This is a genomic window from Sphingobacterium siyangense (assembly GCF_023277505.1).
GTDB classification, from domain to species: Bacteria; Bacteroidota; Bacteroidia; order Sphingobacteriales; family Sphingobacteriaceae; genus Sphingobacterium; species Sphingobacterium siyangense.
In genome coordinates this window covers 3,568,546-3,585,067 of the sequence record NZ_CP080574.1, presented here as the reverse complement: position 1 = coordinate 3,585,067, position 16,522 = coordinate 3,568,546, and the positions used below count along the sequence as shown (strand labels likewise).

9 protein-coding genes are annotated in these 16,522 nt (G+C 40.5%); 5 read left to right on the top strand and 4 right to left on the bottom strand.

Annotated features, from left to right (window positions below; translation table 11 throughout):
- The first annotated feature begins 217 nt into the window (after positions 1–217).
- The 3 genes from K2F45_RS14780 (at position 218) to K2F45_RS14770 (ending at position 6,342) form a co-directional block, all read left to right on the top strand.
- Positions 218–2,980, top strand: a complete 2,763-nt coding sequence (locus tag K2F45_RS14780) for a bifunctional aconitate hydratase 2/2-methylisocitrate dehydratase (protein WP_248931752.1) — start codon at positions 218–220, stop codon at positions 2,978–2,980.
- A gap of 50 nt (positions 2,981–3,030) precedes the next feature.
- A complete protein-coding gene (locus tag K2F45_RS14775) occupies positions 3,031–5,295 on the top strand; it encodes an aconitate hydratase (protein ID WP_075992852.1) in 2,265 nt (754 codons plus the stop codon).
- A 174-nt stretch (positions 5,296–5,469) separates the two neighbouring features.
- Positions 5,470–6,342, top strand: a complete 873-nt coding sequence (locus K2F45_RS14770; protein ID WP_046672928.1) for a hypothetical protein — start codon at positions 5,470–5,472, stop codon at positions 6,340–6,342.
- 93 nt (positions 6,343–6,435) lie between these two features.
- On the opposite strand, the gene K2F45_RS14765 is transcribed toward K2F45_RS14770, so the two are convergent.
- The gene (locus tag K2F45_RS14765; protein WP_075992851.1) at positions 6,436–7,272 is read right to left on the bottom strand and encodes an MBL fold metallo-hydrolase; all 837 of its coding nucleotides are present in this window, start codon (positions 7,270–7,272) and stop codon (positions 6,436–6,438) included.
- 473 nt (positions 7,273–7,745) lie between these two features.
- Here K2F45_RS14765 and pckA point away from each other — a divergent pair, with 473 nt between their 5' ends.
- Complete coding sequence (gene pckA, locus K2F45_RS14760) at positions 7,746–9,365, top strand: phosphoenolpyruvate carboxykinase (ATP) (protein WP_075994830.1); 1,620 nt, start codon at positions 7,746–7,748, stop codon at positions 9,363–9,365.
- Between the two features lie 82 nt (positions 9,366–9,447).
- Here the strand turns inward: pckA and ppk2 are convergent, their stop codons facing one another.
- Positions 9,448–10,257, bottom strand: a complete 810-nt coding sequence (ppk2, locus tag K2F45_RS14755) for a polyphosphate kinase 2 (RefSeq protein ID WP_075992850.1) — start codon at positions 10,255–10,257, stop codon at positions 9,448–9,450.
- A gap of 555 nt (positions 10,258–10,812) precedes the next feature.
- On the opposite strand from ppk2, the gene K2F45_RS14750 reads away from it, so the two are divergent.
- The gene (locus K2F45_RS14750; RefSeq protein WP_075992849.1) at positions 10,813–11,928 is read left to right on the top strand and encodes an MFS transporter; all 1,116 of its coding nucleotides are present in this window, start codon (positions 10,813–10,815) and stop codon (positions 11,926–11,928) included.
- 197 nt (positions 11,929–12,125) lie between these two features.
- Here the strand turns inward: K2F45_RS14750 and smc are convergent, their stop codons facing one another.
- Together smc and K2F45_RS14740 are read right to left on the bottom strand one after the other, a co-directional pair.
- A complete protein-coding gene (smc, locus tag K2F45_RS14745) occupies positions 12,126–15,668 on the bottom strand; it encodes a chromosome segregation protein SMC (RefSeq protein WP_075992848.1) in 3,543 nt (1,180 codons plus the stop codon).
- A gap of 69 nt (positions 15,669–15,737) precedes the next feature.
- Positions 15,738–16,442: a DsbA family oxidoreductase gene (locus K2F45_RS14740; RefSeq protein ID WP_075992847.1), complete on the bottom strand. Its 705-nt coding sequence runs from the start codon at positions 16,440–16,442 to the stop codon at positions 15,738–15,740.
- Positions 16,443–16,522: the final 80 nt, after the last annotated feature.

The window sequence follows — 16,522 nt, the reverse complement described above, 5'->3', positions numbered from 1 at the left end:
TGCGTTTAAAGTTGGATTTTCACTATTTTTGTAATTAGTCATACAAGTTGATTTACGACAAATAGATCAGCTTCAAAACATGAAGTGGAAGGGCTAATTTGTGATTTGTCAGGGAGGACCCGATAGATGGCGTATTAGCTTAATTATATTACAGACATGGTAGCATAGAAAGACAATGTGTTTTTAGGCTGCCCATAAAATAGAAAGATAGATATCTATGAGTATTTACAACGATTACGTACAAGAGGTTGTAGAACGAGAAGGCCAAGGATTACATCCTAAGCCTATTGACGGAGCAGAATTACTAAGTGAGGTAATTGCTCAGATTAAAGATTTAAACAATGAAAATAGAGCTGAATCTTTAAGATTGTTTATTTACAACACGTTGCCGGGTACTACGCCTGCAGCGGGTGTTAAAGCGCAATTTCTGAAGGAAATTGTTTTGGGTGAATCAGTTGTTGCTGAAATTACACCTGATTTCGCTTTTGAATTGTTGTCACATATGAAGGGTGGTCCTTCAATCAAGGTTTTATTGGACCTGGCTTTGGGTACAGACCTAGCTATTGCAAAACAGGCAGCTGAGGTTCTTAAAACACAAGTTTTCCTATATGACGCGGATACCGCTCGTTTGAAAGAAGCTTTTGAACAAGGCAATGATGTTGCAAAAGATATTTTAGAAAGCTACGCAAAAGCAGAGTTTTTTACAAAACTGCCTGAGGTTGCTGAGGAAATTCAGGTGATTACTTTTATCGCTGGTGAGGGTGATATCTCGACAGATTTATTGTCGCCAGGTAACCAGGCGCACTCGCGTTCAGATCGTGAACTACATGGAAAATGTATGATCACACCTGAAGCACAGCAACAGATCGTTGCCTTACAGGCGCAACACCCTGGTAAAAGTGTCATGTTAATTGCTGAGAAAGGAACAATGGGTGTGGGGTCATCTCGTATGTCGGGTGTCAACAACGTTGCATTATGGACGGGTAAACAAGCGAGTCCTTATGTTCCTTTTGTGAACATCGCACCAATTGTAGGCGGTACAAATGGTATCTCACCTATTTTCTTGACCACAGTGGATGTGACCGGAGGTATCGGTATAGACCTTAAAAACTGGGTGAAGAAAGTGGATGAAAATGGCAACGTAATCCGTAACGAGAAAAATGAGCCAATCCTTGAAGAAGCTTATTCTGTCGCTACAGGTACTGTCTTAACGATCAATACCAAGACTAAAAAATTATATAATGGCGAGCAGGAGCTGATCGATATTTCCAAAGCTTTGACTCCACAAAAAATGGAATTTATCAAAGCGGGTGGTTCTTATGCTATTGTCTTTGGTAAAAAAATCCAAACTTTTGCAGCGGAAACGTTAGGCATTCAAGCGCCGACAGTGTTTGCTCCATCAAAAGAAATCACGATTGAAGGACAAGGGTTGACTGCTGTAGAGAAAATTTTTAATAAAAATGCGGTTGGTGTAGCTCCAGGTAAAGTGTTACATGCCGGTTCTGACGTTCGCGTTAAAGTAAATATTGTTGGTTCTCAGGATACAACAGGTTTGATGACAGCGCAAGAGCTTGAAGCAATGGCTGCGACTGTAATTGCACCTACTGTAGACGGCGCTTATCAATCGGGCTGTCATACGGCATCGGTTTGGGATAAAAAAGCACAAGCGAATATTCCAAAACTGATGAAATTTATGAATGACTTTGGATTGATCACAGCACGTGACCCTCAAGGTGTATATCATTCGATGACAGACGTTATTCATAAGGTATTAAATGATATTACAATTGATGAGTGGGCAATCATTATCGGAGGCGACTCGCATACCCGTATGTCTAAAGGCGTTGCTTTTGGTGCTGACTCTGGTACGGTTGCACTAGCTTTAGCGACAGGTGAAGCTTCTATGCCAATCCCTGAATCGGTAAAAGTTACGTTTAAAGGCAGTATGAAAGAACACATGGATTTCCGTGATGTGGTTCATGCTACACAAGCACAGATGCTGCAGCAATTTGCTGGCGAGAACGTTTTCCAAGGCAGAATTATTGAAGTTCATATCGGAACGCTTTTGGCCGATCAGGCATTTACTTTTACTGACTGGACAGCAGAAATGAAGGCGAAAGCTTCTATTTGTATTTCGCAGGATAATACGTTGATCGAATCATTGGAGATCGCTAAAAACCGTATCCAGATTATGATCGATAAAGGCATGGAAAACAAAAACAATGTTTTGCAAGGCTTAATTGACAAGGCGAATAAACGTATTGAGGAAATTAAATCTGGCGCTAAGCCTGCTTTAACTCCAGATACCAATGCAAAATATTATGCTGAGGTTGTTATTGATCTGGATATCATCGAAGAACCAATGATTGCTGACCCGGATGTGAATAATGCAGATGTTTCCAAACGTTATACACACGATACAATTCGCGACCTTTCGTACTACGGTGGCAACAAAAAGGTAGACTTAGGTTTCGTCGGTTCTTGTATGGTTCACAAAGACGATTTGAAAATCGTATCGAAGATGTTGAAAAACATCGAACAGCAAAAAGGTGTTGTTACGTTTGAAGCTCCTTTGGTCGTTGCAGCGCCAACGTACAATATCATTGATGAGCTGAAAGCTGAAGGCGATTGGGAATTCTTACAAAAATACTCTGGATTTGAATTTAGCGATGCTTTACCAAAAAGTACTGCACGTACTGAATACGAGAATATTATGTACTTGGAACGCCCTGGTTGTAACCTTTGTATGGGTAACCAGGAAAAAGCAGCTAAAGGTGACACGGTAATGGCTACTTCAACACGCTTATTCCAAGGACGTGTGGTTGAAGACAGGGATGGTAAAAAAGGGGAGTCTTTATTAGCATCAACTCCAGTTGTTGTTCTTTCAGCAATCTTGGGCCGTATTCCGAATATCGAAGAATATAAAGCTGCTGTGGAAGGCATTAACTTAACAAAGTTTGCGCCTATTCCAACAAAATAATGAGTGATTAGGGTTTAGTAACTTAATTAAACAACATAAATTAGAGAGATATGGCTTTTGATATAGATATGATTAAAAAGGTCTATAGCCAATATGACGAGCGCATTGCTGCGGCTCGTCAAGTGGTTAACAAACCTTTGACTTTATCTGAGAAAATTTTGTATGCCCACCTTTGGGATGGCAATGCTACTGAAGATTACAAACGTGGCGTTTCTTACGTCGACTTTGCTCCAGATCGCGTTGCTATGCAGGATGCAACTGCACAGATGGCATTATTGCAATTTATGCAAGCTGGTCGTCCAAAGGTAGCAGTTCCTTCTACTGTACACTGTGATCACTTGATTCAGGCGAAAGAAGGAGCAGACAAAGATTTAGCACGAGCTAAAAACGAAAGCTCTGAAGTATTTAACTTTTTGAGTTCTGTGTCCAATAAGTATGGTATCGGTTTCTGGAAACCCGGAGCAGGTATTATTCACCAGGTTGTTTTGGAAAACTATGCTTTTCCAGGCGGTATGATGATCGGAACAGACTCGCATACGGTGAACGCCGGCGGTTTAGGTATGGTTGCGATCGGTGTGGGTGGAGCTGATGCTTGTGATGTTATGGCAGGTTTGCCTTGGGAGCTTAAATTTCCTAAGCTGATCGGTGTAAAATTGACGGGTAAGCTCAGCGGATGGGCTGCAGCAAAAGACGTGATCTTGAAAGTTGCAGGTATCTTGACTGTAAAAGGCGGGACAGGTGCTATCGTTGAGTATTTTGGCGAAGGTGCGGAGTCTTTATCTTGTACAGGAAAAGGAACAATCTGTAACATGGGCGCTGAAATTGGTGCGACAACCTCAACTTTTGGGTACGACGAATCCATGGAGCGTTATTTACGTGCTACCGGTCGTGCCGAAGTGGCGGATGCGGCAAATGTGATTAAAGAGCACTTGACAGCGGATGCCGAAGTTTATGCTAATCCTGAGCAGTATTTTGATCAGTTAATAGAAATCAATCTATCTGAGCTGGAGCCTTCTCTAAATGGTCCTTTTACGCCAGATTTGTATACACCAGTTTCACGCATGCGCGAAGAAGCTGAAAAGAATGGCTGGCCATTGCAAGTGGAATGGGGATTGATCGGTTCGTGTACAAACTCTTCTTATGAAGATTTATCCCGTGCTGCCTCCATTGCAAAACAAGCAGTTGATAAAGGATTGATTACAAAAGCTGAATTTGGTATTAATCCAGGGTCAGAGCAAGTACGTTTTACGGCTGATCGTGATGGATTGCTGAAAACTTTTGAAGACCTCAATGCGACAATTTTTACCAATGCATGTGGTCCTTGTATCGGTATGTGGGATCGTGTAGGTGCCGATAAACAAGAGAAAAATACAATCGTTCATTCTTTCAATCGTAACTTTGCAAAACGTGCAGATGGCAATCCAAATACTTATGCATTTGTTGCATCGCCAGAATTGGTAGCTGCAATCGCGATTTCCGGTGATTTGGGTTTCAATCCGGTAACTGATACCTTGATAAACAATAAAGGTGAACAAGTGAAGCTAGATCCGCCTGTAGGGGATGAGTTGCCAACGAAAGGCTTTGCGGTAGATGATCCTGGATATCAAGCACCTGCGGCTGATGGTAGTTCGGTGGTGGTTGATGTAGCTCCTACTTCTGATCGTCTTCAACTGTTGGAGCCTTTTGCGCCATGGGAAGGTACGGATTTGAAAGGGTTGAAATTATTGATTAAGGCAAAAGGTAAATGTACTACTGACCATATTTCAATGGCTGGTCCTTGGTTAAAATACCGTGGTCACTTAGATAATATTTCAAACAATATGTTGATTGGCGCTTTGAATTTCTTCAATGAGAAGACTGATAGCGTTAAAAATCAACTCACAGGCGAATATGGTCCTGTTCCTGCAACACAGCGGGACTATAAAGCACACGGTATTGGTTCAATTGTAGTCGGTGATGAAAACTACGGTGAAGGTTCTTCCCGCGAGCATGCTGCGATGGAACCTCGTCATTTGGGTGTTCGTGCTGTTTTAGTTAAATCTTTCGCACGTATTCACGAAACGAACTTGAAAAAACAAGGTATGTTGGGATTAACTTTTGCAAACAAAGACGATTATAACAAGATTCAGGAAAATGATACCATTGATATTCTCGGCTTGACAACATTTGCACCAGGTAAACCTTTAACACTTGTATTACATCATGCAGACGGAACGCAAGAAGAGATTTTGGCGAACCATACCTACAATGCGCAACAAATTGAATGGTTTAAAGCTGGTGGGGCTTTGAATATCATTCGTAAAAATCAAGGGTAACAATTCCTTGGAAATAAAATAAATGAAAAGCTGCTTTCCTGGAAGGCAGCTTTTTTTGTTTCTGGCGTGGAATGACATTTCTGTGATCTTCGTCATATTTTTCCAATTTCCATTGATTTTATTTGCTTATAAAATAGAATGCGGGTACTTTTGCCCAACGTTTTTAGCACCGATATGAGAAAAATATTTTTAACGATTGGAGCACTTGCATTAAGTGTTTCTGCCTTATTTGCCCAAGAAAATCCTGAGATAGGAAAAAGCATTTTCAAACCGAAAAATTTGAGAACAGAAAGTAACAAGGGCAAATTCTTCTTCTTTTGGGGGTACAACTTCTCTTCTTACGCAAAATCAGATATTCATTTTACGGGTCCTAATTATGACTTTATACTCCATGATGTAAAAGCGGGTGATAGGCCAACTAAATTTGGTTCGACGTATTTTGATCCAAGCCGGTTAACTATTCCACAATTTAATCTGCACTTTGGTTATTATATCAAAGATAATTATTCAATTTCATTGGGATGGGATCATATGAAATATGTGGTCGATATTCCGCAGCAGGTGAAAATTTCCGGTTTTATCGGTGAAGAAATTTCTAATCCTGGTATCCCGACGGGAAACCGCGCCGGTCAATATAACGGTGAATTGATTACTGTAGACTCTGCTATGCTGACATTTGAGCATACAGATGGTTATAACTTTGCCTCAGTAGGTCTGGAGCGTTATGATGACATCATCAATAATCGCAAAGGTCAACAGGTGCTGACAATGGAATCTGGTGTGGATGTAGGTCTATTGATTCCTCGTTCCGACGTGCATCTTTTTGGCGAAGGGGCCAACCACTTTTGGAACATTGCGGGTTATGGTGCTTCGGCAAAAGTTGGTTTGCACTACCGTTTTTATAAAGGACTCTATCTTCAGGGGAACTTCAAAACGGGCTGGACTGATTTAACAAACATTCGTACAACAGGAAGAAGAGGGGTAGATAAAGCATCCCAACAAATATGGTTTTTTGAGAATTATTGGGCTTTGGGCTTTAGATTCTAAACATATTCATGAAACAAAAAAAGGCTACTTTCAAAGTAGCCTTTTTTGTTTATCCTTTTTCATATCCTATTTGATCTTCTTTAAAAAGACAAGCTAAATCTCGCCTAGTTTGAAAATATCCTTTACCCGGATACCTTTTTCAGTACGTTGAAGTGTACAGCATTCATGTATGGGATCGTGTTCGAAAAATAAGATGTATTCATTATCGACGATCTCATTCCAATAGCTGTTGCGTTCCTCCATGGTCACGAGGGGTCTGACATCATAACCCATAACATAAGGAATGGGAATATGTCCCACCGAAGGCAATAGATCCGCCATATAGAGGATTGTTTTGCCCTTATACTGTATCTGTGGCAACATCATAGCTTCTGTATGGCCGTGTGCATAACGGATAGCGATATTGTTTCCAAAAGGATTCTGATGATCTTCGACAAATTTTAATTGTCCGCTCTCCTGTATCGGTAAAATGTTCTCTTTTAAGAAAGAAGCTTTTTCGCGCGGGTTAGGATCGGTCGCCCAAGACCAATGGTCACTATTGCTCCAAAAATGAGCATTTTTAAAAGCCGGAACCAGCTGTTCACCTTCGCGCACTATAGCGCCGCCGCAATGGTCAAAGTGTAGGTGTGTAAGGATGACATCGGTGATATCGCTTCTGTCAAATCCAATATTTTTTAATGATTTATCCAGCGTTGCATCGCCGTGAAGATAATAATAGCTGAAGAATTTTTCATTTTGTTTGTCTCCCAGTCCTGTATCGACCAGCATTAATCGATTACTGTCCTCGATGAGGAGCAGGCGGTTTCCCCAGGTACACATATTGTTTGAGTCGGCCGGGTTTGTTTTGTTCCAGATACTCTTTGGAACAACACCAAACATTGCACCGCCATCGAGTTTAAAAAATCCCGTTTCTATAGCATGTAATTTCATTCGCAGATTATGTGTCGTTTAATGGTTATATAGCATATCCAGTTTATTTTAAGCACAAGCAACTATTTGTCAGATAGCATGAAAGCCACCCTGTGCTCTTCCGTGTTCGTGCTACAATTGTAGCTATTTCATCTCTTTATCTTTACTCATGTTAGTCCGTCGGCCTGGACATTGCTGCCACTTTCAAGGATCAATGGCTGATGGACGTTACATCTTCTGTTTTTTTACTTTATTAATATTTGTAAAGGTTGGAACAATTTACGAAAAATATGTGATATTTTTTGATAGTGATAAATTGATGTGCTAAAAAAATATGCTAAAAAGTTTAATTTTTTTTACTAGCGTAAGTTGTTGTTAATGAGTTGTTTGTTTTTGTGTTTTTTGTACAATAAGCTTGATTTTTAGATAATTAAGTTTTGTTTTTAGCGAAAAATGCCTTTAAATTTGGGCACATTTTAAAACAAACAAAAAATATGAAAAAGGGTAACATTGGAAACGCGCCTGATTTGAAATATTTAAAAATTGATAGTACAAAAAATGTATTTTATCAATTGCCTGTTTCTGAATTGGTCGAACATGCCTTAGCAAATCACGAAGGTCGGCTTTCTGATACGGGGGCACTCGCTGCTGATACGGGAAAATTTACTGGGAGATCGCCAAAAGATCGGTTTCTGGTCGAAGATTCTTTAACAAAAGATAGCGTTTGGTGGGGAGAGATCAATCAACGGATGTCTCCGGCTAATTTTGAAGCACTATTTTCGAAAGTAGCTGCTCACTTAAGTGATAAAATCATCTATGTAAGAGATTGTGCTGCCGGGGCTGATCCAGCTTATCAAATAGATTTGCGTGTTGTTACGGAGACAGCTTATCAAAGTATATTTGCCAATAACCTGTTTCTGCGTCCGGAACCAAATTTGGATGCTCAGCCTGCTTGGTCGATTTTAGCTGCCCCGACGCTGCTTATCGAAGAGCCGCATCAATATGGCATTATCAACGAAAATTTTGTTGCGATTGATTTTACAAAAAAGATAGTACTGATTGCAGGGACCGGTTATACAGGGGAGATTAAAAAGAGTATTTTTTCAATATTGAACTTTATTTTGCCATTCCAGCATAATGTGCTTTCTATGCACTGTTCGGCGAATACTTCGAAAGAAGGGGAGACTGCTTTGTTTTTTGGACTTTCGGGTACAGGGAAGACGACCTTGTCAGCTGATAGAAATAGAAAGTTGATCGGTGATGACGAGCATGGATGGAGCGAAAAGGGAATATTCAATTTCGAAGGTGGCTGCTATGCCAAATGTGTAGGTTTATCGGAGGACAAAGAGCCTGAGATTTTTCACGCAATTCGTTTTGGGTCTCTGCTTGAAAATGTTGTTTTGGATGAATTTGATCGACCTGATTACAACGATATTAGCAAGACGGAAAATACCCGCGTATCCTATCCAATAGATTTCATGGAAAATGCCGAAATGAGCGGTATTGGTCGTGAACCTGAAAATATTTTTTTCCTAACGGCAGATGCTTTTGGTGTACTTCCTCCCATTTCATTGTTGACCATCGATCAGGCAGTATATCATTTCGTTAGTGGTTATACAGCAAAGGTCGCGGGTACAGAGGTAGGGGTAAAGGAGCCTACAGCAGCATTTTCAACCTGTTTTGGACAGGCATTTTTGCCGCTTCATCCTTCAAAATATGCGGCTTTGCTGCGTTCAAAACTAGAGCAAAATCGCAATATCAAAGTTTGGTTAGTGAACACGGGCTGGATTGCCGGTCCTTACGGAATAGGCAGACGTATTAAGCTAAATTATACGCGATCGCTAATTCGAGCAGCAATAGATGGTTCACTGCTGGAGTCTCACTTCAACAAGCACAATATTTTTGGACTGGAGTATCCAACGAGCTGTGGAGAGCATGTTCCTGCACAAATTTTAGATGCGCGAGGCTTATGGAACAATGACGAGGCTTATGACATGCAGGCAAAACGCCTGGCGAAGCTGTTTATTTCGAATTTTGAAAAATTCAATAATGAGATGCCACCCTCGGTGCACGCAGCAGGACCTAAAATAGAAACTACGGTTCTGGTGTCCTAATTCGTTCTGCCATTATAACAAACAGGAGGAAATACTTTTCCTCCTGTTTGTTATAATTGTACCTTTCCTAATCGACGGACCTTTAATCGTGTTTTGTGACGAAAGAATCTATTTTTTCCTGTTCACTTCCAACAAGAGCATTGATAATAAGTTTGAAGGACGCCAGGCGAGCCTTTTTCTTATTATCTTTCGCGATTTCTAGCCAAGGCGATTTTTTTGTACTTGTCTTTTTAAATAAATCCTCAATATAGCCCGTATATACATCCCATTTCTCCTGTGCCTGCTGGTCTAGCACACCGATTTTCCATTGTTTTAGGATATCTTCTTTTCGCTCTTTTAACCTTTCGGCTTGCTCTTCTTTGCTGACGTTCAGGAATAATTTGATAAGGATGATGCCATCGTCGATTAACTGCTTCTCAAATTCAGGGACCTGGTTCATAAACAGCTCATGTTGCTCCTTGGAGCAAAATCCAAATACAGGTTCAACAACAGCTCTGTTATACCAGCTACGGTCAAAAATCACAATTTCGCCGGCATTAGGGAGCTGTTTGATATATCGTTGAAAATACCATTGCCCGGCTTCCTCTTCGGTTGGTTTGGGCAATGCAACAACGCGTACCTTTTTGGGATTTAGATATTGGGTTATGCGGCCTATTGTACCACCTTTACCCGCAGCGTCCCTACCTTCAAAAATAATAAGGACCCGTTTTCCTTTTTCAATGATTTCATATTGAAGCTTTAAGAGCTTGACTTGAAGCTCGTAAAGTTCTTTCTCATAATCGTAAACATCATTGAATTTTTTTATTTCCAGAATGCCATGTTGTTCCAGATAGTTTAAAACATCTTTGTTTTCGTGGATCTTCTGAAGTTCATTTAAATCGTACTCTGCCATATGATATTTATTTATATGTTCGTTTTCCTAAAGTTACTTATTGAATTGTTAAAAAATGTCAAATTTCACATAAATCCGTAAGAGCTGCGTAATAATAAGCTTATGGTTTACGTTTAATATTCAAAACAGCGAAAGAGGCTGTTTGTATAAATTAGACTTTTCATAAATTTAGGTTAATAATTGGTTAGGTTAGCTCGGAGTTCCCCACTTCGAGCTTTTTTTGTGAACAGGATCGGAGGATCCCTGACAAGAACACGAAAAATTATGGTTTTTGCCACGCTCAAATAGAGTTTAATATTAATCTCTTCTAAACGTTAAAAAATGTTAAATGACTATTCTTGTTATAATGAATTCAAAATTGTGGCGTTTTCATTACAAATACTTTTCATAAAATAGGTTAATATATGGCTAACGAAAGCTCAGAGTTCCCCACTCTGGGCTTTTTATTTTTCAGCTCCTTTTTTGACGTGCAGACTCTTTTTTTGACTTGAGTCAATGTTTAGCTTTTTGATCCGCGGCATATTTGCACTCGAAATATAGTTAAACAAAAATTTTATGAGTGTAATTTTAGAAAAAGGACAAACAATTGGCTTCTACAAAGCCATAATTCCCATTATTGTATCGGTATTTGGAGTCTATTTGACTATTGGAATTGCTTTGGGGCTGCTTCCGAAGTTTATTGAGGGGAAATTAGGATACGACAGTTTTATTGTTGGTTTGGTCATTGGTTTGCAATCGCTCGCGACACTTCTTACACGCGCTTACTCGGGTAAAATTACCGATACGAAGGGGGCTAAGAAGAGCAAGATGTCGGGCGCTATTTTAGCTGTTTTAGCGGGATCAGCCTATGTTTTAGCTGTTTTTTTTCAATTTAGCAGCGGTACAGCGCTTGCATTGCTTCTTTTGGCCAGAGTAATGCATGGTATTGCAGAAAGTTTTCTGGTCACAGGAGCGCTTACTTGGGGGATCGGGTTGGTCGGACCGGCGCAGTCCGGAAAGGTGATGACCTGGAACGGTATTGCGATGTATGCTGGTATCGCTATCGGCGCCCCCCTAAGTATTTGGTTGGGACGAGTATCCGGAGACCTCTCCGCCTGTTTTCTTATGTTATTATTGCCAATGATGAGCTGGCTAGCCACGGTAAAACTGCCAGCCGTAGCCATTGATAAAGACCATATCCGTACACCGTTTTGTAAGGTGATAGGGGCGATTTCTGGACAAGGGCTTAGCCTGGCATTCTCTTCCATGGCATTTGGCTGTATTGCGTCCTTCATTGCCTTGTTCTTCAAGGCAATGAATTGGGGGGAGGCTTCATTGGCGTTTATGGTTTTTGGGACATGTTATGTGTTGACCAGAGTGTTCTTTGCATCATTTCCAGATAGATTTGGCGGTCTTAAAATAGCTTTGATATCATTGTTTATCGAAGTTCTGGGACAAGCGCTGATCTGGACTGCCACATCCAAAATGCTTGCAATAATAGGCTGCGGACTTACAGGTGTAGGGTTTTCCCTGGTATTCCCGGCTTTGGGTGTGCTAGCCATAAAAAAAGTTGCACCGCAGATGCGTGGTACATCACTTGGAGCTTATGTTGCGTTTGTGGATTTGTCGCTGGGACTGGCAGGACCATTGGCGGGAATGATCGCGGGCTCGTTTGGTTATCAGTCGGTCTAATTATTTGGGGGAATCAGCTGTCTGCTGTCTATCCTTATATTGATCTGCAACAGGAAATAAGCTTACGGAAATTCACAGCATGTTGCAGCAAAGAATTTCATTAAAGGCGAGAGGAAATTAAATTGATCTGTATAAATAAGACGGACCGGGTGTAGATCCCCTGAGTCCGTCTTATTTATTGTGTATTTCGTTGCTCACTAAGCAACTTCTCTTAGATCTACTGCAACTACACGGGATACACCTTGTTCAACCATAGTTACGCCATAGATGATGTCTGTACTTGCTATCGTTTTTTTATTGTGTGAGACCACGATAAATTGTGAATTCTTGGAAAAATCCCGGATAATATTATTGAATTTATCAATATTAGTATCATCCAACGGAGCGTCCACCTCATCGAATATACAAAAAGGTGCCGGTTTAGAAAGATAGAGTGAGAATAACAAGGCTGTTGAAGTCAAGGTCTTTTCACCACCCGAAAGCTGATTGATAGACAGCGGTCTTTTCCCTTTTGGTCTTGCAATAATGTCGATGTCTGAATCCAGCGGATTGCTTGGGTCTGTGAGCACCAGGTCGCAGCTGTCTTCTTCGTTAAATAGCGAACGGAATACCTTGACGAAATTATTCCTTACGGCATCGAATGTAAACATAAACTGAACTTGAGCGGTATCGTCAATTTCTTTTATTGTTGCCATCAATGAGCCTTTTGCTTCGATTAAATCAGCTTTCTCTTTGTTAATGAAATCATAGCGTTCATTCATCTCGTCAAAAGCCTCTTTTGCCATTAGATTGATCGTTCCAAATTCATCAAGCTGTTTCTTGAGTTTACTGCATTTGGTTGCCAATGTCGTCTGATCTTCTGTGATCTCAGGCACATCTTCACGGTCAATCAGGTCTTTCAGTTCAACGTTGAATTCAACAGAAAGACGTTCTTTCAAGGCATTGAGGTCGATCTGAAGACCCGTTTTTTTATCTTTGATCTCTGAAACAAGAAAGTCACTCTGTTCTTTTGAACGACGCTGCTGTGTCAGAGCATCTTCGAGGTTATTGATTTTCTGCTTATCTGCATAGTAGCCGTCTTCCAATTCTTTGAGACCATCTTCCAGGGCGATCTTCTGCTCATACATGGCAATAAGATCCTGATCTTCTTCATCTTCAAATGGAATGGTTGTTCTTAAAGCTTCCTGCACTTCAACTAATTCTGCACTGTTTCGCTCCACACGGATTTCGTGATCATCTTTCTGCGTCTCTCTAAATTCGAGATCTTTTGTGATATTGGAAACTTTGTTTAACTGTTGATGGTAAGCGATATTCTCTTGATTGTATGCGGTTGATTTTTCGTTAAGTACCTCAGATATTTCATGGAACTGATCTTGTAAAGTCGATAATTCGGCTATACTCTGTTCTTTTTCCAGACGGAGCTCCTGAAGCTGTGGCTCCGCAATTTTTAAATCCGATTCTATACCTTCAATTTTCTCCTGAATATCTTTTTTACGGGCCTGGGAGTTATTGATGAAGGCTTGGTATTGCTCTTGCTTTGTTTTGACGGTAATTAATTCATTATTCAGTCTATTGAGCTGAAAGCGCAGCTCATCTATTAACTCTTTCTGTGAATTGCCACGCAGTGCATCCAAACGAGCTGTTTCGGCCGTTATTTTATCTTCAAGTTTTGCTATTTCCTGATTTAAGGTTTTGATCTCTTGGGATAGCACTTCCAGATTTTTCGCTCTTCCGATACGTTTGCCCTCAAATAATCCCACTGAACCACCCGAAAGGCCTAAATGATGTTTCGAATAACGTCCATTTTTTTGTAGAATCACCTGTCCTAGAGCAGGTAGCTTTTCATCCAGCTCCTTTTCATTTTCATGTTTAAGGATGAAGACTTGCTGGAGCAGCATCGTACATAAAGCCTTGTACTTTTCGTCTACGTTAATCACATCTAACGCAGACATCAAATTGTCATTTGGTGCGGGGGCAGCGCTTGGGGAATCTACTATGGCATCTAAAACAAAGAAATTAGCTCTTCCTTTTGCTGCATCGCTCAATAGTTGGATAGCCTGAACGGCATCTTGTTGTGTTTCGACAACATAATGGTTCATAATAGGCTCTAGGTAGTTCTCAATAGCCACACGGTAATCTTCCTGACAGAAAAGGACATCTGATAGGAGTGGGGGCTGCTTTTTCCAGCCTGCATTTTTCTTGAGGAAGCGAATGGAATCGGGGAAACCTTCTAAATTATCAATAAGGGATTTCGTGAGGTTGTATTCGTTTTGTTTGGCATCTACCAGGCGGAGATCTTTGGCAAGCTGGGCCTTAAATTCCTCGAGGTTTGCCTGGCACTGATTAATCTGTCCTTGGAGCTCTTCTTCCTGCTGGTTTGCTGAATCGTACTGTAGCTGCTGTGCTTCTACACGGCCTTCCAATTCCATAACAGAGGAATTGAACTGCAGCAATTCGGCTTCTTTTGCTTCTGTATCTACACTATTGCGAACAGATTCTTGCAGAAGAGCTTCTTTCTGAATTGTGAATACCGCAAGATCTTTTTCTAATTTGTATATTTTTGCCTGTAATTCAGCATTGCTCTTATTAAAAATATCGAGCTTTCCCTTTGCAGATTGTTGCTGTCCTCTCAATTCGTCGACTTCGGTTTTATCCGATTCAAGATTTGTTTTTAACGAATCGAGTTTATTTTGCTCATCAAACAATTCTTCATTCAGTCGTTTGATGGTGTAGAGGACATGATTAAGCTGTTGTTTATCGCTGTTGATATCGAGGTTCAGTCGGTTTTCTTTATCTTGAAGATTTTTGACTTTTTCGTTTTTGATCTTCTTTTCCGATTCATAACCTCGGATTTTATTGACAAATTCCTGTGTTGTCTTTTGCTGTACCGAAAGGTTTTTTTCCTGTTCCAAATTTGTCTGGCGGAGTATTTGGAGTTCAGTTTCCGCGTTCAGAATATTTTGCTGTGCATTGACGGCATCTTTTTGAACCTTGGATTCTTGTGTCTGAAGTCTTTCTAATTCGGTCGAAAAATCAGCAATTCTATAATAAGCCAAATCTATACTGCTCTGGCGGTATTCTGCTTTAAGGGAGGTATATTTTTCAGCTTTTTTAGCTTGATTTTCTAATGATTTGAGATTCTTTGTGATTTCGTAAAGCAAGTCATCCACACGGGAAAGATCGGCTTCAGTATCTCTCAGCTTTGCTAAAGTTTGTTTTTTACGAACTTTATACTTCGAGATTCCGGATGCTTCTTCAAAGAGGTTGCGACGTGAATTATCTTTGTTGTTGATAATTTCATCAATCATTTTCAATTCGATGATCGAATAACTGTCGGCACCAACTCCGGTATCCAGGAACAGATCCGTGATATCTTTTAAACGACATTTGACATCATTCAATCGATATTCACTATCGCCGTTGCGAAACAGCTTACGGGTGACCGTCACTGTAGAGAATTCCGTTGGTAAAATATTATTGTTGTTGTTGAAGGTCAGCGAAACCTCTGCAAGGTTTGCCGGCTTTCTATTTTTCGTTCCATTGAAGATAATATTTTCCATTTTATCGGAGCGAAGCATCTTTGTACTTTGTTCCCCCAGTACCCAGCGTATGGCGTCGACCACATTGGACTTTCCGCATCCATTGGGACCGACAATCGCTGTGACACCATCATTGAAGTTGATCGTGATCTTGTCTCCGAAACTCTTAAATCCTTTAATTTCTAGTTTGGTTAACTGCATTTATACCAAATTTGTTTGTCGTTATAAGCTTGCGAAAATAGTAAAATTAAACAATAATTTTTTCTTTCTTTATTCACATTTTCCTGTTTCAGGATCACATGAAGGGCCTTCTTCGCCTCTGCGTTCAAGAGGTGCAGGCTGACCGGCCAGGCATTCATTTATTGTATTGTGAAAGACTTCCATGGGCTGTGCTCCGGGGATAGCGTATTTTCTGTCAAATACAAAGAAAGGAACACCTCGGAGTCCTAAGCTGACACCTTCTTGGATATCCTGTGCAACATCATAAGCAAATTCATCCGATTCCAATAAGTTTTTTACATCCTGAGCGGAAAGCTGCTCTTGCGTTGCGATAGTGACGAGAACCTCATTGTTATTTACATCGAGACCATCGGTGAAATGAGCCTTAAATAAGGCTTTTTTGATCTGAGTGCCTTTTTGCTGCGCCTGGGCAAAATGGATCAGACGATGAGCTTTTTTTGTATTTACAACGATTGCTTTTTCAAAATTCAGGTCAATACCCAGCTCTTTTCCCTGCGCACTGAGCTGTGAAGTCATTGCAACAACATCGTCCATGCTCATGCCTTTCGTTTGAACGAGGTAATCGTAGGTTGGCATTGCCGGAGCATCTTCGGGATAGTCGGGGTTAAGCTGATACGATTTCCAGATGATTTCAGCGGCTGGCTTACTTGCGGTTTGTTGAAGAGCCAATTCAAGCTTTGTCAAGCCAATATAACAAAATGGACAAATAATGTCCGACCAAATTTCTATTTTCATATTTCTTTTTTTACTGCGTATATTGTAATCAAAAATACATATAATAACGATGATTATCTGTTTACATTGTTGCTTGGATG